General features: G+C 63.2%; 15 protein-coding genes. 11 read left to right on the top strand and 4 right to left on the bottom strand.

From position 1 onward, the window contains the following. The first annotated feature begins 1 nt into the window (after position 1). The 4 genes from GYA95_RS18610 to lpxC all read left to right on the top strand — a co-directional run bounded on the left by GYA95_RS18610 (position 2) and on the right by lpxC (position 4418). On the top strand, positions 2–871 hold the full coding sequence (locus GYA95_RS18610) for a cell division protein FtsQ/DivIB (protein ID WP_012274056.1): 870 nt from the start codon (positions 2–4) through the stop codon (positions 869–871). A 14-nt stretch (positions 872–885) separates the two neighbouring features. Then, positions 886–2142 carry a cell division protein FtsA gene (gene ftsA, locus GYA95_RS18605; RefSeq protein WP_015271706.1) on the top strand — a complete coding sequence of 419 codons (1257 nt, stop codon included), beginning with the start codon at positions 886–888 and terminating at the stop codon, positions 2140–2142. Between the two features lie 55 nt (positions 2143–2197). Then, complete coding sequence (gene ftsZ, locus GYA95_RS18600; protein ID WP_003260772.1) at positions 2198–3394, top strand: cell division protein FtsZ; 1197 nt, start codon at positions 2198–2200, stop codon at positions 3392–3394. A gap of 112 nt (positions 3395–3506) precedes the next feature. Continuing rightward, positions 3507–4418: a UDP-3-O-acyl-N-acetylglucosamine deacetylase gene (gene lpxC / locus GYA95_RS18595; RefSeq protein ID WP_003260771.1), complete on the top strand. Its 912-nt coding sequence runs from the start codon at positions 3507–3509 to the stop codon at positions 4416–4418. Between the two features lie 47 nt (positions 4419–4465). Here lpxC and GYA95_RS18590 read toward each other — a convergent pair whose 3' ends face one another. Next, entirely contained in the window at positions 4466–4921 is a 456-nt protein-coding gene (locus tag GYA95_RS18590; protein ID WP_161551460.1) for a DUF721 domain-containing protein, read from the bottom strand. Between the two features lie 392 nt (positions 4922–5313). Here GYA95_RS18590 and secA point away from each other — a divergent pair, with 392 nt between their 5' ends. The 4 genes from secA to GYA95_RS18570 all read left to right on the top strand — a co-directional run bounded on the left by secA (position 5314) and on the right by GYA95_RS18570 (position 11181). Then, the gene (gene secA, locus GYA95_RS18585) at positions 5314–8049 is read left to right on the top strand and encodes a preprotein translocase subunit SecA (protein ID WP_015271704.1); all 2736 of its coding nucleotides are present in this window, start codon (positions 5314–5316) and stop codon (positions 8047–8049) included. A gap of 196 nt (positions 8050–8245) precedes the next feature. Then, positions 8246–9463 carry a bifunctional glutamate N-acetyltransferase/amino-acid acetyltransferase ArgJ gene (gene argJ / locus GYA95_RS18580; protein ID WP_015271703.1) on the top strand — a complete coding sequence of 406 codons (1218 nt, stop codon included), beginning with the start codon at positions 8246–8248 and terminating at the stop codon, positions 9461–9463. Between the two features lie 144 nt (positions 9464–9607). Then, on the top strand, positions 9608–10240 hold the full coding sequence (locus GYA95_RS18575) for a glutathione S-transferase family protein (protein WP_015271702.1): 633 nt from the start codon (positions 9608–9610) through the stop codon (positions 10238–10240). Next, positions 10237–11181: a Nudix family hydrolase gene (locus tag GYA95_RS18570; protein WP_015271701.1), complete on the top strand. Its 945-nt coding sequence runs from the start codon at positions 10237–10239 to the stop codon at positions 11179–11181. The genes GYA95_RS18575 and GYA95_RS18570 overlap by 4 nt, the downstream gene beginning before the upstream one ends. A 143-nt stretch (positions 11182–11324) precedes the next feature. Here GYA95_RS18570 and GYA95_RS18565 read toward each other — a convergent pair whose 3' ends face one another. Genes GYA95_RS18565 through GYA95_RS18555 form a run of 3 tightly spaced genes read right to left on the bottom strand, consistent with a single transcriptional unit; the run spans position 11325 to position 14879 of the window. Further along, positions 11325–11891 (bottom strand): cob(I)yrinic acid a,c-diamide adenosyltransferase, encoded by a 567-nt coding sequence (locus GYA95_RS18565; RefSeq protein ID WP_015271700.1) that lies wholly within the window; start codon positions 11889–11891, stop codon positions 11325–11327. A 1-nt stretch (position 11892) separates the two neighbouring features. Then, positions 11893–13923 (bottom strand): sensor histidine kinase, encoded by a 2031-nt coding sequence (locus tag GYA95_RS18560; RefSeq protein ID WP_013974101.1) that lies wholly within the window; start codon positions 13921–13923, stop codon positions 11893–11895. Between the two features lie 38 nt (positions 13924–13961). Continuing rightward, positions 13962–14879, bottom strand: coding sequence for a putative 2-dehydropantoate 2-reductase (locus GYA95_RS18555; protein ID WP_015271699.1), 918 nt, complete (start codon positions 14877–14879; stop codon positions 13962–13964). A 100-nt stretch (positions 14880–14979) separates the two neighbouring features. Between GYA95_RS18555 and GYA95_RS18550 the strand changes: the two genes are divergently transcribed. From GYA95_RS18550 to GYA95_RS18540, 3 genes are all read left to right on the top strand, one after another. Then, entirely contained in the window at positions 14980–15465 is a 486-nt protein-coding gene (locus GYA95_RS18550; protein WP_013974099.1) for a YajQ family cyclic di-GMP-binding protein, read from the top strand. Positions 15466–15579: 114 nt separating this feature from the next. Beyond that, positions 15580–16422, top strand: coding sequence for a mechanosensitive ion channel family protein (locus tag GYA95_RS18545; RefSeq protein WP_015271698.1), 843 nt, complete (start codon positions 15580–15582; stop codon positions 16420–16422). A 211-nt stretch (positions 16423–16633) separates the two neighbouring features. After that, entirely contained in the window at positions 16634–17878 is a 1245-nt protein-coding gene (locus GYA95_RS18540; RefSeq protein WP_015271697.1) for an MFS transporter, read from the top strand. Positions 17879–17954 lie beyond the last annotated feature (76 nt).

Here is a 17954-nt window from a genome sequence, read left to right as displayed (position 1 = left end):
CATGCAAGGCGCGATGATACGTCAGCAGCAACCCGTTACCGGCCGTAGCAAGCCGGTGCCGCGTGGTGCCAGCCGTCTGGTGGCCGACGAGCCCGTATCGGCGCGCCTGCCGCGGCCAAGCCTGGGTGGTCTCAAGCGCCTGCTGTGGCCGGTGCTGCTGGTGGCGGCCGGGTTTGGCGCCTACGAGGGCGCCATTCGCCTGATGCCGTATGCGGACCGGCCGATCACCAAGATCGACGTGCAGGGCGACCTCAGCTACATCAGCCAGCAGTCGGTGCAGCAGCGTATCGCGCCCTATGTGGCAGCGAGCTTCTTCAGTGTCGACCTGCCGGCGATGCGCGCAGAGCTCGAGCAGATGCCGTGGATCGCCCACGCCGAAGTGCGCCGGGTGTGGCCCGACGAGGTGGTGATCCGCCTGGAAGAACAGTTGCCGGTAGCGCGCTGGGGTGACGAAGCCTTGCTCAACAACCAGGGCCAGGCCTTCACCCCGCGCGAACTGGCCAACTACGAGCACCTGCCGCAGCTGGCCGGGCCGCAGCGTGCTCAGCAACAAGTCATGCAGCAGTATCAGGTATTGAGCCAGATGCTGCGCCCCCTGGGCTTTTCCATCGCTCGCCTGGAGCTGCGCGAGCGAGGCAGCTGGTTCCTGACCACGGGCGCGAGCAGCGCCGGGCCGGGCATCGAGCTGCTGCTGGGGCGCGACCATCTGGTGGAGAAGATGCGCCGTTTCATTGCCATTTACGACAAGACACTCAAAGACCAGATCACCACTATCGCCCGCATTGATCTGCGTTACTCCAACGGACTTGCCGTTGGTTGGCGGGAACCGATTGCACCGACGACGGCCCAACCCGCCGTTGCGAAGAATTAGAGAGAGGCAGGACCATGGCAAACGCGCATAGCGGCAAAATGATCGTCGGGCTGGACATCGGCACCTCCAAGGTGGTGGCGCTGGTGGGTGAAGTGGGCGAGGACGGCACCCTGGAAATCGTCGGGATCGGTACTCATCCGTCCCGCGGCCTGAAAAAAGGCGTGGTGGTGAACATCGAGTCCACCGTGCAGTCGATCCAGCGCGCCGTGGAAGAAGCGCAGCTGATGGCCGGCTGCCGCATCCACTCGGCCTTCGTCGGCGTGGCCGGCAACCACATCCGCAGCCTGAACTCCCACGGCATCGTCGCCATCCGCGACCGCGAGGTCAGCCTGGCCGACCTGGAGCGCGTACTCGACGCCGCCCAGGCCGTTGCCATCCCGGCCGACCAGCGCGTGCTGCACACCCTGCCGCAGGACTACGTGATCGACAACCAGGAAGGCGTGCGCGAGCCGCTGGGCATGTCTGGCGTACGTCTGGAAGCCAAGGTCCACGTGGTCACCTGCGCGGTCAACGCGGCGCAGAACATCGAGAAGTGCGTACGCCGTTGCGGCCTGGAAATCGACGACATCATCCTCGAGCAGCTGGCCTCGGCCTACTCGGTGCTGACCGACGATGAAAAAGAGCTGGGCGTGTGCCTGGTGGACATCGGCGGTGGCACTACCGACATCGCCATCTTCACCGAGGGCGCGATCCGTCACACCGCGGTGATCCCGATTGCCGGCGACCAGGTGACCAACGACATCGCCATGGCGCTGCGTACTCCGACCCAGTACGCCGAAGAAATCAAGATCCGCTACGCCTGCGCCTTGGCCAAACTGGCTGGCGCCGGCGAGACCATCAAGGTGCCGAGCGTGGGCGATCGCCCACCGCGCGAGCTGTCGCGCCAGGCCCTGGCCGAGGTGGTGGAGCCACGTTACGACGAGCTCTTCACCCTGATCCAGGCCGAACTGCGCCGCAGTGGCTACGAGGACCTGGTGCCGGCCGGCATCGTTCTCACCGGCGGCACCGCGAAGATGGAAGGCGCCGTGGAACTGGCCGAGGAAATCTTCCACATGCCGGTACGCCTGGGCGTACCGCACAGCGTTCGGGGGCTCAGCGACGTGGTTCGCAACCCGATCTATTCCACCGGCGTGGGCTTGCTCACCTACGGCCTGCAGAAGCAGACCGAAGACCTGCCCCTGACCGGTAACAGCAGCAACAACAGCTATGGCGATGAACCGAAGGCTCCAGTGCTTGAACGCTTCAAGCGCTGGGTCCAGGGCAATTTCTAAGTTTCAAAGCAGTAGTGGTAGGCGCGACAACTAGAGAACTGTAAGGAGAGGGAAAATGTTCGAGCTCGTAGACAACGTCCCGCAAAGCCCGGTCATCAAAGTGATCGGTGTTGGCGGTGGTGGCGGCAACGCCGTCAACCACATGGTCAAGAGCAGCATCGAAGGCGTGGAATTCATCTGCGCCAACACCGATGCCCAGGCGCTGAAGAACATCGGCGCGCGCACCATCCTGCAATTGGGTACTGGTGTGACCAAGGGCCTGGGTGCCGGTGCCAATCCGGAAGTCGGCCGTCAGGCCGCGCTGGAAGACCGTGAGCGCATCGCTGAAGTGCTGCAGGGCACCAACATGGTGTTCATCACCACTGGCATGGGTGGCGGTACCGGTACCGGTGCAGCGCCGATCATCGCCGAAGTGGCCAAGGAAATGGGCATTCTCACCGTTGCCGTGGTGACCCGTCCGTTCCCGTTCGAAGGCCGCAAGCGCATGCAGATCGCCGATGAAGGCATCCGCATGCTGGCCGAAAGCGTCGACTCGTTGATCACCATCCCCAACGAGAAGCTGCTGACCATCCTGGGCAAGGATGCCAGCCTGCTGTCTGCCTTCGCCAAGGCCGACGACGTACTGGCCGGTGCCGTGCGCGGTATCTCCGATATCATCAAGCGCCCGGGCATGATCAACGTCGACTTCGCCGACGTGCGTACCGTGATGGGTGAAATGGGCATGGCCATGATGGGTACTGGCTGTGCCAGCGGCCCGAACCGTGCGCGTGAAGCCACCGAGGCAGCGATCCGCAACCCGCTGCTGGAAGACGTCAACCTGCAGGGCGCCCGCGGCATCCTGGTGAACATCACCGCAGGCCCTGACCTGTCGCTGGGTGAGTACTCCGATGTGGGTAGCATCATCGAAGCCTTCGCCTCCGACCACGCCATGGTCAAGGTCGGCACCGTGATCGACCCGGACATGCGTGACGAGCTGCACGTGACCGTGGTGGCTACTGGCCTGGGCGCGCGCATCGAGAAGCCTGTGAAGGTGGTCGACAACACCCTGCAGACTGCCCAGCAGGTGTACGAGGCCTCCAACCCGGCGCCGGTTCGCCAAGAGCAGCCTGCGGTCAACTACCGTGACCTGGAGCGCCCGACCGTAATGCGCAACCAGGCTCATGCAGGTGCTGCTGCAGCCGCTAAACTGAACCCTCAGGATGACCTGGACTACCTCGATATCCCGGCATTCCTGCGTCGTCAGGCTGATTAATGGAATTTATCAGGGGTATAAAGGTGATTGGTATTCATCAAAGGTTGGGTCTGTTATCATCCCCAGCCTTTGTTGATACCTGTTCGCAATTTGCGCTGAAGCGGCCAATGCCATGATTAAACAACGCACCCTGAAGAATACCATCCGTGCCACAGGTGTCGGTCTGCACTCCGGGGAGAAGGTTTACCTGACCCTCAAGCCTGCACCTGTTGACACCGGCATCGTCTTCCGCCGCGCCGACCTCGACCCTGTGGTCGAAATCCCGGCGCGCGCGGCCAACGTCGGCGAGACAACCATGTCGACGACGCTGGTCAACGGTGACGTCAAGGTCGATACGGTCGAGCACCTGCTCTCCGCCATGGCGGGCCTGGGCATCGATAACGCCTACGTCGAGCTCTCCGCCTCGGAAGTGCCGATCATGGATGGCAGCGCCGGACCCTTTGTATTTCTGATTCAGTCTGCCGGCCTGGAAGAACAGGACGCAGCCAAGAAGTTCATCCGCATCCTGCGTGAGGTAACCGTGGAAGAGGGCGACAAGCGCGCCACTTTCCTGCCTTTCGACGGCTTCAAGGTGAGCTTCGAGATCGACTTCGATCATCCGGTCCTCAAGGGCCAGACCCAGAGTGCGGTCGTCGACTTCTCCAGCACCTCGTTCGTGAAGGAAGTCAGCCGCGCCCGTACCTTCGGCTTCATGCGTGACATCGAGTACCTGCGCAAGCACAACCTTGCGCTGGGTGGCAGTGTCGAGAACGCCATCGTGGTCGACGAGACCGGTGTGCTCAACGAAGACGGCCTTCGTTCCGATGACGAATTCGTCAAGCACAAGATCCTCGACGCCATTGGCGACCTTTATCTGCTGGGCAACAGCCTGATCGGCGAGTTCAAGGGCTACAAGTCCGGCCACGCGCTGAACAACCAGCTGTTGCGCAAGCTGATTGCCGAAACCGATGCCTGGGAAGTGGTCACCTTCGAAGATGCCAGCACGGCACCGATCTCGTACATGCGCCCTGTTGCGGCCGTGTAAGTTCGAACACTCTCTAGTTCATTAAGGCCACCTTCGGGTGGCCTTTTTTATGGCTTGTCCCGGGCGTGGGCGGCCAATCGTTCCAGTGCTGCGCGCAGCTTGGGGTCAGTGATGCCCTCGGCGGTATCGCGCAGGCTCTCGGCTGCGTTATTGGACAGTTCTGCGGCATTGCCGCCACGCTTGGCTGGCACCGGCGGGGGCTGGACCTTGTACAGGATGCGCCTGAGGTTGGCGAATGCCTCCATGGCCTGTAATGCAGAGATCAAGCGTTTCTGCTGATAGCGCAGGCGGGTTGCCCAATGGCCGTCGGTCACCACCAGCAACAATGTGCCATCGCGCCACGACGCCACATGGCAGTGCTCGCGGGCGGCCGGTTGCAGCTGGCTTTCCAGCAGGCGCTGCAGGTGCTCCAGGCGTTCGGCCTGGTTCAGCAGCAGGCGCAGCGGGCGGACCTGGCGGAGCAGGGCCGAGGGCGGCTGGGCGGGGGAGGGTTTGTAGGCCATGGGTATGTGCATGAGGTTACAAGATCGGCAGTTTAACACCTCTTGTAGCCTGTGCCGGCCTCTTCGCGGGCTTGCCCGCTCCCACAGGTATTACGCAACACTTGAGACCTGTGGTGATCTTGTGGGAGCGGGCAAGCCCGCGAAGAGGCCGACACAGGCAACCAAGGACAAGACTCATTCTCGATACGTTTCATCTTCCCGAACCTTGAACTCAGGGAAAATGCCCCTATCTAAAACAAGCCCCCGCCAAAACGCTGTCCAAGCATCGTGGAAATCCACCACTTTCCTCACCATCGTTTCCGGGTAGAATGCTCGTTCGCATGCGGCCTCAGGGCTGCACGGGCGACTCATGGGGCCGCCCTCCATCCCTACGTGTGGAAGATCCTGCCGATATGTTTGCGCCTTTGTTAAAGAAACTTTTTGGAAGCAAGAACGAGCGTGAAGTCAAACGCATGCTCAAGACGGTGAACATCGTCAATGCTCTCGAAGAGAAGATGGTGGCCCTCTCCGACGAGCAACTGCGGGGCAAGACCGCAGAGTTCAAGGAGCGCCTGGCCAAAGGCGAGACACTGGACCAGTTGCTGCCTGAAGCCTTCGCCGTGGCCCGTGAGGCCGGCAAGCGCGTGATGGGCATGCGCCACTTCGACGTGCAGCTGATCGGTGGCATGACCCTGCACGAGGGCATGATCGCAGAAATGCGTACCGGTGAAGGCAAGACCTTGGTCGGTACCCTGGCCGTGTACCTCAACGCATTGTCCGGCAAGGGCGTGCACGTGGTCACCGTCAACGACTACCTGGCCCGCCGCGACGCCAACTGGATGCGCCCGCTGTACGAGTTCCTCGGCCTGTCGGTCGGCATCGTCTCGGCCTTCCAGCCGCCGGAAGAAAAGCGTGCCGCCTACGCGTCCGACATCACCTACGGCACCAACAACGAATTCGGTTTCGACTACCTGCGCGACAACATGGCGTTCAGCCAGGAAGAGAAGTTCCAGCGTGAACTGAACTTCGCCGTGATCGACGAAGTCGACTCCATCCTCATCGACGAAGCGCGTACCCCGCTGATCATTTCCGGCCAGGCCGAGGACAGCTCCAAGCTGTACATCGAGATCAACCGTCTGATCCCGCGCCTTACCCAGCACATCGAGGAGGTGGAAGGCCAGGTCACCCAGGAAGGCCACTTCACCATTGACGAAAAGAGCCGTCAGGTCGAGCTGAACGAAGCCGGTCACCAGTTCATCGAAGAGATGCTCACCCAGTCCGGCCTGCTGGCCGAGGGCGAGAGCCTGTATTCGGCGCATAACCTGAGCCTGCTGACCCACGTCTATGCTGGCCTGCGCGCGCACAAGCTGTTCCACCGCAACATCGAATACATCGTCCAGGACGGCCAGGTCCTGCTGATCGACGAGCACACCGGCCGTACCATGCCAGGCCGTCGTCTGTCCGAAGGCTTGCACCAGGCCATCGAAGCCAAAGAGAACCTGAACATCCAGGCCGAGAGCCAGACCCTGGCTTCGACTACCTTCCAGAACTACTTCCGCCTGTACACCAAGCTGTCCGGCATGACCGGTACCGCTGACACCGAAGCGTTCGAGTTCCAGTCGATCTATGGTCTCAACGTGATGGTCATTCCGCCGAACAAACCGTTGGCACGTAAAGACTTCAACGACCTGGTGTACCTGACCGCCGACGAGAAATACGCCGCGATCATCGCCGACATCAAAGAAAGCATGAAGCAGGGTCGCCCGGTGCTGGTGGGTACTGCGACCATCGAAACCTCCGAGCACATGTCCAACCTCCTGAAGAAGGAAGGTATCGACCACAAGGTGCTCAACGCCAAGTACCACGAGAAGGAAGCCGAGATCATCGCGCAAGCCGGTGCGCCAGGTGCCCTGACCATCGCCACCAACATGGCCGGCCGTGGTACCGACATTCTGCTGGGCGGTAACTGGGAAGCCGAAGTGGCAGCCCTGGAAAACCCGACCGCCGAGCAGATCGCCCAGATCAAGGCCGACTGGCAGAAACGTCACCAGCAGGTGATCGAGTCGGGTGGCCTGCACGTGATCGCTTCCGAGCGCCACGAATCGCGCCGTATCGACAACCAGCTGCGTGGCCGTTCCGGCCGTCAGGGCGACCCGGGCTCCAGCCGCTTCTACCTGTCGCTGGAAGACAGCCTGATGCGTATCTTCGCCTCTGACCGGGTGAAGAACTTCATGAAAGCGCTGGGCATGCAGTCCGGCGAGGCCATCGAGCACCGCATGGTCACCAACGCCATCGAGAAGGCCCAGCGCAAGGTCGAAGGCCGCAACTTCGACATCCGCAAGCAGTTGCTGGAATACGACGACGTGGCCAACGAGCAGCGCAAGGTGATCTACCACATGCGCAACAGCCTGCTGGCCGCCGAGAACATCGGCGACACCATCGTCGAATTCCGCAAGGAAGTCCTGGACGCTACCATCAGCCAGCACATTCCGCCGCAGTCGCTGCCGGAACAGTGGGACGTGGCCGGCCTGGAGGCTTCGCTGGCCAGCGATTTCGCCATGAAGCTGCCGATCCAGCAGTGGCTCGACGAGGACGATCACCTCTACGAAGAGACCCTGCGCGAGAAGCTGCTGAACGAAATCACCACCGCGTACACCGAGAAGGAAGACCAGGCCGGTATCGAAGCCCTGCGTACCTTCGAGAAGCAGATCCTGCTGCGTGTGCTGGATGACCTGTGGAAAGACCACCTGTCGACCATGGACCACCTGCGTCACGGTATCCACCTGCGTGGTTATGCGCAGAAAAACCCGAAGCAGGAGTACAAGCGCGAATCCTTCAGCCTGTTCCAGGAGCTGCTCGAGTCGATCAAGCGCGACACCATCCGCGTGCTGTCGCACGTTCAGGTACGCCGCGAAGACCCGGTCGAAGAGGAAGCCCGCCTGCGCCGCGAGGCCGAGGAACTGGCCAGCCGCATGCAGTTCCAGCATGCCGCTGCTCCGGGCCTGGAAAGCGAGCAGCTGAACGAGGAGGGCGCCGAAGTGGCTGTTGCCTCGGCACCGGTGCGCAACGAGCAGAAGCTGGGCCGCAACGAGCCGTGCTGGTGTGGTTCGGGCAAGAAGTTCAAGCATTGCCACGGGCAGATCGAGTGATCTGACCAGGCTGTTGTAACCTGAAACATCCGGGGCCGCTTTGCGGCCCATTCGCGGCACAAGGCCGCTCCTACAGGGACCGCGCCCGCCCCAATGGTTGCGATGTCCTTGTAGGAGCGGCCTTGTGCCGCGAATGGGGCGCGAAGCGGCCCCGCTCTTCCATCACCTGTTCACCGTATTTTCTAGGAGCGCTCTAATGGCTGTTGGTCTTGGTCCTTTGCCCACCCTGCACCCGGTTCCGGGTTTTGAACTCGGCATCGCTTCTGCCGGCATCAAGCGCCCGGGGCGCAAGGATGTGGTGGTCATGCGCTGCGCCGAAGGCTCCAGCGTGGCTGGTGTGTTCACCCTCAACGCCTTCTGCGCAGCGCCGGTGATCCTGTCCAAGCAGCGTGTGCAGGGCACCGTGCGCTATCTGCTGACCAACACTGGTAACGCCAACGCCGGCACCGGCGCGCCAGGCCTGGCCGCCGCCGAGCGCACCTGCGCCAAGCTGGCCGAACTGGCCGGCGTACCGGCCGAGTCGGTACTGCCATTCTCCACCGGCGTGATCGGCGAGCCGCTGCCGGTCGAGAAGATCGAAGGCGCACTGCAGGCCGCCCTCGACAACCTGTCGGAAAACCACTGGGCTGAAGCTGCCACCGGCATCATGACCACCGACACCCTGCCCAAGGGGGGCAGCCGCCAGTTCCAGCACGATGGCGTGACGGTTACCGTCACCGGCATCAGCAAGGGTGCAGGCATGATCCGCCCGAACATGGCCACCATGCTCGGCTACATCGCCACCGACGCCAAGGTTGCCCCGGCGGTGCTCAAGGACCTGATGCTGGACGGCGCCAACAAGTCGTTCAACCGCATCACCATCGATGGCGACACCTCGACCAACGACTGCTGCATGCTGATTGCCACTGGCAAGGCCAACCTGCCGGAAGTCACCGAAGCCAGCGGCGCACTGTTCGAAGCGCTGAAGAAGGCAGTGTTCGAAGTGTGCATGGAAGTGGCCCAGGCCATCGTCCGTGACGGCGAAGGCGCCACCAAGTTCGTTACCGTACAGGTCAACGGCGGTGGCAACCACCAGGAATGCCTGGACGTCGGCTACGCCGTGGCCCACTCGCCGCTGATCAAGACTGCGCTGTTCGCTTCCGACCCCAACTGGGGCCGTATCCTCGCCGCCGTCGGCCGTGCCGGCGTACCGGAGCTGGACGTGAGCCTGATTGATGTGTACCTGGACAGCGTTTGCATTGCCAGCAAAGGCGGCCGTAGCCCGAGCTACACCGAAGACCAGGGTGCCAAGGTTATGGCCCAGGAAGAGATCACCATCCGTATCGAGCTGGGCCGTGGCCAGTGCAGCGAAACCATCTGGACCACCGACCTGTCCCACGAGTACGTGAAGATCAACGCCGAGTACCGTACCTGATGTAGCTGGGGCCGCTTTGCGGCCCGATCGCGACACAAGGCCGCTCCCACAAGCACCTGCTTACACCGCCCCATGTGGGAGCGGCCTTGTGTCGCGAAAGGGCTGCAAAGCAGCCCCAGAATTCCCAAACGATGGAGCCGAACCATGAGCTATCACCTGATCATCGGCGACAAGCTGTATTCCTCCTGGTCGCTGCGTGGCGCCCTGGCCCTCGAGCTGGCTGGCGTGCCTTACGAAGAAACACTGATCAAGCTGAACCAGCCTGACACCCGTCAGCGCATCCTCGCCTTCTCGGCTACTGGCAAGGTACCGCTGCTCAAGACAGAGCACGGTGTGATCGCCGACTCGCTGGCCATTGCCGAATACCTCAACGAACGCCACCCCGACGCGCAGCTGTGGCCTGCCGACGTGGCGGCCCGGGCCCAGGCCCGTTCGGCCTGCGCGCAGATGCACAGCGGCTTCTTCGCCCTGCGCGGCGCGATGCCGTTCGACCTGTCGCGCGACCAGGCGCTGGACAGCGTGCCGCTGGAGGTTCAAATCGATATCGACCGTATCGTTGCACTGTGGTCGGAATGTCGCCTTGCGGCCAAGGACAGCGGCCCGTTCCTGTTCGGCAGGCCGAGCCTGGCTGATGCCTTCTTCGCCCCGGTGGCGGTGCGCCTGCGCACCTACCGTGTGGAAGTGCCTGCGGAGGCGGCGACTTATATCGAGACCATTTATCAGTGGCCAGCCTTCCAGGCCTGGCAAAAGGCTGGCCTGGCGGAGCGTGAAGGGTGAAACGGATTCATGTTGTAGCTGCTGTCATTCGCGGTACTGACGGCCGTATTCTGATCGCGCGGCGCGCCGATACCCAGCACCAGGGCGGTCTGTGGGAATTCCCGGGCGGCAAGGTAGAAGAGGGTGAGGGCGTCGAGGCGGCGCTGGCCCGCGAGCTGCGAGAGGAGCTGGGTATCGAGGTGAGTCGTTCGCGCGCGCTGATCAAGGTCAGCCACGATTACCCGGACAAGCAGGTGCTGCTGGATGTGCGCGAAGTCGAGGCATTCACCGGCGAGCCGCATGGCGCCGAAGGGCAGCCGCTGGAATGGGTTGCTCCACGCGATTTGCCCCAATACGAATTCCCCGAGGCCAACAAGCCGATCGTTGCAGCCGCGCGCCTGCCGGATCAGTACCTGGTCACCCCCGATGGCCTGGAAGTGCCGCAGATGCTCAAGGGCATCCAGAAGGCAGTGGCAAGTGGCATTCGCCTGATCCAGTTGCGTGCCCCGGACATGTACGATCCCAAGTATCGCGATGTGGCGGTGGATGCGGTCGGCCTTTGCGCGGGCAAGGCGCAGCTGATGCTCAAGGGGCCGCTGGAGTGGCTGGGTGACTTCCCAGCCGCGGGTTGGCACCTGACGGCTGCACAACTGCGCAAGTATGCCGCCAACGGCCGGCCGTTCCCCAAGGAGCGCTGGCTGGCGGCGTCCTGCCACAGTGCCGAAGAGCTGGCGCTGGCGGAGCAGATGGGCGTGGACTTTGTCACTTTGTCGCCGGTGCAGGCAACCCGGACACATCCTGAGGCGGTGCCGCTGGGGTGGGACGAGGCGCAACGTTTGATTGCCGGGTTCAACAAGCCGGTCTACCTGTTGGGTGGGGTAGGGCCGGGTGAGCGCGAGCAGGCCTGGGAAGCAGGGGCACAGGGTGTGGCCGGGATCCGGGCGTTCTGGCCTGAGATCTGAGCCGCCTGAAATTGGGGCCGCTTTGCGGCCCATCGCGACACAAGGCCGCTCCTACAAAGGAATCGCGTAATCCTGAATGAATCGCGACCCCCCTGTAGGAGCGGCCTTGTGTCGCGACGGGCTGCAAAGCAGCCCCGGCACTTTCAGCCTTTAGGCTTTTCAGCAGGTTGCCACAAAACCTCAGCCACCCCCTGCCGCCGCCCAATGATCCGCGCCGCCACAAACAGCAGATCCGAAAGCCGGTTGATATACGCCAACCCAACCCCCGCCAACGGCTCCAGCGCATTCAGCTGCTGGCACCGCCGCTCCGCACTGCGCGCCAGGCTCCGGCACACATGCGCCTGCGCCACCAGCGCCGAGCCACTGGGCAAGATAAAGTTTTTCAACGGCCCCAGCTCTTCATTCCACACATCGATCGCTGCCTCAAGCCGCGCCACCTCCGCCAGGTCCAACGCCTGATAACTGGGCATCGCCAGCTCACCGCCCAGGTCGAACAGGCGGTGCTGGCACGGCGCCAAAACCGCGCTCACTTCATCCAGCCCTTGTTCGGCCAGCCCCGCCAGCAGCAAACCCAGCTGGCTGTTCAGGCTGTCCACCTCGCCAATCGCCTCGATCCGCGGGTGATCCTTGGGCACCCGGCGCCCATCGCCCAGGCCGGTTTCGCCTTTGTCGCCGGTGCGGGTGTAGATCTTCGACAGGCGGTAGCCCATGTCATTTCTCCATTTTGGCCGGCGCCACCGCTGCCGGCTGGCCAAGGGGCAAGCGCAGGGTGAAGCAGGTGCCCTGGCCGGGCGTGGACTGCACTTCCATCTGGCCCTTGTGGTTGTTGGTGATGATGAAGTACGAGACCGACAGCCCCAGCCCGGTACCCTGGCCGATTTCCTTGGTGGTGAAGAACGGCTCGAAGGTGCGCTTGCGCACCCCTTCGGGCATGCCGACGCCGTTGTCCTCGACCTGGATTTCCGCCCATGGCGGGCTCAAGCGGGTACGCAGAGTGATGCGCCCGGGCTCGCTCGGCTGCGGCCGCTGGTGGATGGCCTGGGCCGCGTTTTTCAGCAGGTTGAGCAGCACCTGCTCCAATTCGTTGGCGGTGCACGGCACCGGCCCCAGGTCGGGGTCGAACTGACGCACGATGGCCTGGCCCTTGAAATCGAAGCCTATGGCCAGGTCGAAGTCGTTGCTGGCAATCTCCACCGCCTGATCGATCAGCGCCGGCAGGTCGCACGGCGCCAGCTGACGGTTGCTGCGGCGGCTGAAGCTGAGCATGTGGGTGACGATCTTCGCTGCCCGGGCACCGGCCTGCTGGATGCCGTCGAGCAATTGTGGCACTTCGCGGCTCTCCAGGTAGCGGTTGACCGTGGGCAGGTCGATGCCCAGCTCCTCTGCCTGTTCCTGATTGCGCGGCAGTTCTGGTGACAGGCGCCGGCGGATGTTCTGCACGTTATGCAGGATCGCGCCCAGCGGATTGTTGATCTCGTGGGCCATGCCGGCGGCCAGGCCGCCGACCGAAAGCATCTTTTCCGATTGCACCATCATTTCTTCCAGCGACAGGCGCTGGGTGATGTCGTCGATACGGATGACAACGCCACGGCCGCCGCCACCGGTCAGCGGGTAGAAGGTCAGGGCGTAGTGGCGCAGGTCGTCACCCTTGGGCCAGGTGACCCGTTCGATCTTCGCCACCCGGTGCTTTTCCACTGTTTCCTTCAGTTGCGGCAGGAACGGCTTGAGCGGTTCGAAGGCAATGAAGATCGGCTGATTCAGCGCCTCGTCCAGAGGCGTGCCGGAAAGTACCGTGGCTTCGTGGTTCCATTGGGTCACGTAGAGCTGCTCATCGAGGGCGATCAGTGCCGAGGGCATCGAGTCGATGATGCTGTTGAGGTAGTTCTGGAAGCCGGTGAGTTTTTTCTCGATCTTGCTGCGCACCTGAACTTCCAGTTCCAGCTTGCGGTTGGTGTGGCGGGTTTCCTCGGCCAGGCCCTGGGCCTGGTCGTAGGCCTCCTGAAACTCGTCGCGGGTGCGCTTGAGTTGCTGTTCGCGGGCTTCGATGCGCGAGAGCATGGTGTTGAACGCTTCGGCCAGGCTGCCGATTTCGTCGTCGTTACCGCGCTGCGCACGCAAGGCATAGCTCTCTTCGCGGGTGACCTGGCGGCTGAGCTCTTCGAGCTGGTTGATCGGCTGGGTGATCAGGCGTTTTATCTGTCGGGCTATGACGATCCACAGAAGGATGCTGAACACCAGGATGCCCAGGCTGGCGCTGAGGGTGCCGGTGTAGAAAGCCGTGGGCAGTTCACTGCTGGCCACCAGCAGCAGGTGTGCGGGCGGGTTGGCGTCACGTGGCATGCGGATCAGCTGGGTGCTGCGAAACTCCATCAGGCGCCAGCCGTCGATGTTGCGAAAACGCTTGGGCAGTGCCAGCGGCTCGCCGTGCTGCAGCTGCGCCAACATGCGGCCATCGCCACCGTAGACGGCAGCGGCGCGCAGCGGCGTGTAGCTGTCCAGCTCCTTCAGCAGGGCGCTGGCGGTGTCCGGTGTATCGCCGGCGCGCGCTGCCAGTTGCGGGTTGGCCACCAGCCGGCCGATGGTGTGCAGCGCCTGTGGCGCCATGCTTTCCTGGGTGATCCAGTAGGCGGCGCTGATGAAGGTGAGGTTGGCCACCAACAGGATGGTCACCAGCAACACCAGCAGGGCCGCCAGCAGCTTCTGCCCGACCGGGAGGTTTTCCAGGCGTTGGCGCAAGGTCATGGGCTAGGCAATATCCGTATCCGGTTGAAAGGGCTGCGTCAGTCGCAGGGCAAACCACGCACACGCAGGTTATCGACCAAGTGCTGCAGCAGGCGTTCCAGCTCTGGCAGCTGCAGGCCATGACGGCCGGCGGCGCGGCAGGCATGGCCAAGCAGGTAGTGCACCTCGGTGCGGCGGCCTGCGCGTACATCCTGGTACATGGAAGAGTAGTTGGCCGCAGTGGCGAGGATCACCCGCTGCACTTCTTCGTTCAGCCCGTCTGCCGCTTCTGGCTGGCCACAGCGGTGCAGCAGTTGGGCCAGCTCGGCGCACAGCGCATCCACTTCGCCCAGGTGCCCCAGCAGCCCGCCGTTCTGGCAGTCGTGCAGCACGGTCAGCGGGTTGATGGCGCAATTGAGTGCCAGCTTGCGCCACAGGCGGGTGAGGATATCCACCGTCCACTCGGCAGGGATGCCAGCCTGATGCAGGTCATCGAACCAGGCCGGGATCGTCGGGTTGCGTGGGTCACCCAGCCAGTTGAAGCCGTGGCCGGCAAAGCGTACCTGCCAATCTCCCTCGCGGAATGCGCCTTCGGTACTGGAGGCGAAGATGCAGCGTGCATGGGGCACCAGGTCGGCGACCTCGTCCTGGCTGCCCAGGCCGTTCTGCAGCAGAACCACCTCAGCGTCTTCGGCCAGGCGAGGTGCCACGCCGGCGATGGCCGGGGCGGCGTCGTAGGCCTTGCAGGCCACCAGCAGGCGATGGATCGGGCCGCGTGCCTGCGCGGTTTCGGCGGGGATGGCGTAGTGGCGGGACTGGTCCTGTTCGACCAGGGTCAGGCCGCCGGCCTGCTGGTAGGCCTGCAGCCGCTGCCCGTCACGCAGGATCAGGCGCACTGCCTTGCCCGCGCGCGCCAGGCGGCAAGCCCACAGGCTGCCCAGGCTACCGGCGCCGAGAATATGCCAGGTGCTGCTCATATGCGTTTCGCAACCCGTTATAATGAGCCCGCATTTTAACCGTCAAACCCAGCGCGCTCCATCTTCAGCCTGAGCGCGCTTTTATTTTGGGAGAACAACCATGCCTTCGTTCGACGTGGTATCGGAACTGGACAAGCACGAAGTGCAGAACGCGGTCGACAACGCCATCAAGGACCTGGACCGTCGCTACGACCTCAAGGGCAAGGGCACCTTCGAGTTCAAGGACAAAGAGCAGACCGTGATGCTCACCGCCGAGGAAGAGTTCCAGCTCGAAGCGATGTTGGAAATCCTGCGCCTGGCGCTGGTCAAGCGCAAGATCGACGTGAAGTGCCTGGAAACCAAGGACCCGTACGCCTCGGGCAAGGAAAAGAAACAGGAAGCCAAGTTCCGCGAAGGTATCGACAAGGATCTGGCGAAGAAGATCGTCGCCACCATCAAGGATGCCAAGCTGAAAGTGCAGGCCGCCATCCAGGGCGAGCAGGTACGCGTTACCGGCAAAAAGCGCGACGACCTGCAGGAAGCCATTGCGCTGCTGCGTACCAAGGAATTCGACATGCCATTGCAGTTCAACAACTTCCGCGACTGATGTGGGCATCGCCCGGAACCCCGATGGCCAAATGATGTCCATGGGGACCGGGGCTGCGCCATCGCGCGTGGCCAGTTCTACCGTGTACTTGCCGCTCGGCATCAGGAGATGAATATGGATTTGAACGCTGAAGTCGATCAGCTGGTCCGCCAATCCCAGACCTGGATCCCCTTGATCATGGAATATGGCAGCCGTGTGCTGCTGGCGCTGCTGACCTTGGCGGTCGGCTGGTGGATCATCAACAAGGTCAGCGCCCGCCTGGGCAAGCTGGTTGGCCTGCGCAACGCCGACCTGGCGCTGCAGGGCTTCATCAGCACCTTGTCGAATATCGTGCTGAAGGTGCTGCTGTTCGTCAGCGTGGCGTCGATGATCGGTATCGAGACCACCTCGTTCGTTGCCGCCATCGGTGCCGCGGGCCTGGCCATCGGCCTGGCCTTGCAGGGCAGCCTGGCGAACTTCGCCGGCGGTGTGCTGATCCTGATGTTTCGCCCGTTCCGCATCGGTGACTGGATCGAGGCGCAAGGCGTGGCCGGCACCGTCGACAGCATCCAGATCTTCCACACCGTGCTGCGCACTGGTGACAACAAGACGGTGATCATGCCCAACGGCAGCCTGTCCAACGGCATCATCACCAACACCAACCGCCAGCCGACGCGCAAGGTGGTGTTCGATGTGGGCGTGGACTACGAGGCCGACCTGCAGAAGGCCCGCAACGTGCTGCTGGAGCTGGCGCAGGACCCGCGCGTGCTGCCCGACCCGGCGCCGCAGGCGGTGGTCGCGACCCTGGGCGACAGCTCGATCACAGTGTCCTTGCGCTTGTGGACCAAGACCGCCGATTACTGGGATGTGATGTTCATGCTCAACGAGCATGCGCGTGACCGGTTGAAGGCCGAAGGGATCGACATTCCGTTCCCGCAGCGGGTGATTCGCGTGGTGCAGGAGACTGCAGCGCAGTAATACCGCGTTGAAGCCGGGGCCGCTTCGCGCCCCATCGCCGGCAAGCCAGCTCCCACAGGGTTATCACAGTCTTCAGGCCTGTGTCCCTGTGGGAGCTGGCTTGCCGGCGATGGGGCGCGAAGCGGCCCCGACTTTTTACACTTGTTCACAGCAATACCCCGCCATTTCTGGCATATAGCCTGACCCCACCTGCCACACCCGATACGCCATCATGAAACCACTGCTGTACATCACCCCCCTGCGTGCCTTGCTGTTCGGCCTGACCCTGGCCCTGTTCGAGCTGCTCACCTACCTGGCCAGCGATGCCGTCATGCCGGCCATGCCGGTGGTGGTCGGCGACCTGGATGCCAGCCCCGAATACATTCCCCACGCCCTCAACCTGTACCTGCTGGGGGGCGTGGTGCTGCAATGGCTGATCGGCCCGTTGGCCGACCGCTATGGCCGGCGCCCGTTGCTGCTGATCGGCTGCGCGTTCTTCGGCCTGGCCTGCCTGGCCACCTTCTGGGTCCACGACATCGGCCTGTTCAACTTGCTGCGCCTGCTGCAAGGCATCGGCCTGGGGTTTGTGGTCACGGTCAGCTACCCGGCCCTGAACGAAGCCTTCAGCGAAGCCGACGCCGTGCGCATGATGGCCCTGCTGGCCAATATCGCCTTGCTCTCGCCTTTGCTCGGGCCGTTGGTGGGCACCTTGCTGTTGCAGTGGCTGGACTGGCGTTGGCTGTTCGTGGCCTTCGCCATTGGCGCGGTTGTGGCCTGGCTGCTGCTGTACCGGCTGATGCCGGAGACCTTGGGCGTGGAGCGCCGTGACGGCTCGCGCCTGGCATTCACGCCGATCCACCTGCTGCCACTGCTGGCCGGCTACGGCCAGTTGCTGGGCAACCGCCGCTTTGTCGCTGGCAGCGCGGCCCTGGGCCTGGTCGGTCTGCCGCTGATTGGCTGGATCGGCCTGTCGCCGGTGCTGCTGATCCACGACGAGGGGCTGAGCACCATGGAGTACGCCTTGTGGCAGTTGCCGGTGTTTGGCGGGCTGATCCTGGGCAACCTGATCATCAACCGCATTGCCGATCGCTATCCGTTGGCGGCGCTGGTGCGTGGTGCATTGTGGCCATACCTGGCCGGCCTGTGCCTGATGGGACTGGCGACATGGTACTGGCCGAGTGTGACCAGCGTGGTGGCGGGCATGTCGCTGTACGCGCTGGGGTTGGGCGTGGCCAACGCGGTGCTGTATCGCATGACGCTGTTCGCCAGCGAGCAGAGCAAGGGCCTGGTCTCGGCCATGCTGGGGATGATCACCATTGCCTTGCTGGGGTTGGGTGGGGCGCTGCTGGCGATGATTGGGGCCGGGACCAGCTTGCTGCACTTTGCCCTGGCGGCGGGTGTGGCGGGGGCCTTGGCGCTGTGGCCGCTGTGGTTTGTGGTGGGTGGAAGGCCTGGTGAGGGGGCTGTTGCTCAGTAAACTTTATTGCCTGTACCGGCCTCTTCGCAGCACAAGGCTGCTCCTACAGAGCTGTGGTGTATCTGTAGGAGCAGCC

The organism is Pseudomonas asiatica (genome assembly GCF_009932335.1).
GTDB classification, from domain to species: Bacteria; Pseudomonadota; Gammaproteobacteria; order Pseudomonadales; family Pseudomonadaceae; genus Aquipseudomonas; species Aquipseudomonas asiatica.
Note: the sequence above shows the minus strand (reverse complement) of the source record. Positions and strands in the feature narration are given on the sequence as shown.

What these genes read in the sequence shown, in the direction of transcription:
- GYA95_RS18610 (WP_012274056.1), top strand. Translation starts at nt 2, where the DNA reads ATGCAAGGCGCGATGATACGTCAGCAGCAACCCGTTACCGGCCGTAGC.
- ftsA (WP_015271706.1), top strand. Translation starts at nt 886, where the DNA reads ATGGCAAACGCGCATAGCGGCAAAATGATCGTCGGGCTGGACATCGGC.
- ftsZ (WP_003260772.1), top strand. Translation starts at nt 2,198, where the DNA reads ATGTTCGAGCTCGTAGACAACGTCCCGCAAAGCCCGGTCATCAAAGTG.
- lpxC (WP_003260771.1), top strand. Translation starts at nt 3,507, where the DNA reads ATGATTAAACAACGCACCCTGAAGAATACCATCCGTGCCACAGGTGTC.
- GYA95_RS18590 (WP_161551460.1), bottom strand. Translation starts at nt 4,921, where the DNA reads ATGGCCTACAAACCCTCCCCCGCCCAGCCGCCCTCGGCCCTGCTCCGC.
- secA (WP_015271704.1), top strand. Translation starts at nt 5,314, where the DNA reads ATGTTTGCGCCTTTGTTAAAGAAACTTTTTGGAAGCAAGAACGAGCGT.
- argJ (WP_015271703.1), top strand. Translation starts at nt 8,246, where the DNA reads ATGGCTGTTGGTCTTGGTCCTTTGCCCACCCTGCACCCGGTTCCGGGT.
- GYA95_RS18575 (WP_015271702.1), top strand. Translation starts at nt 9,608, where the DNA reads ATGAGCTATCACCTGATCATCGGCGACAAGCTGTATTCCTCCTGGTCG.
- GYA95_RS18565 (WP_015271700.1), bottom strand. Translation starts at nt 11,891, where the DNA reads ATGGGCTACCGCCTGTCGAAGATCTACACCCGCACCGGCGACAAAGGC.
- GYA95_RS18560 (WP_013974101.1), bottom strand. Translation starts at nt 13,923, where the DNA reads ATGACCTTGCGCCAACGCCTGGAAAACCTCCCGGTCGGGCAGAAGCTG.
- GYA95_RS18555 (WP_015271699.1), bottom strand. Translation starts at nt 14,879, where the DNA reads ATGAGCAGCACCTGGCATATTCTCGGCGCCGGTAGCCTGGGCAGCCTG.
- GYA95_RS18550 (WP_013974099.1), top strand. Translation starts at nt 14,980, where the DNA reads ATGCCTTCGTTCGACGTGGTATCGGAACTGGACAAGCACGAAGTGCAG.
- GYA95_RS18545 (WP_015271698.1), top strand. Translation starts at nt 15,580, where the DNA reads ATGGATTTGAACGCTGAAGTCGATCAGCTGGTCCGCCAATCCCAGACC.
- GYA95_RS18540 (WP_015271697.1), top strand. Translation starts at nt 16,634, where the DNA reads ATGAAACCACTGCTGTACATCACCCCCCTGCGTGCCTTGCTGTTCGGC.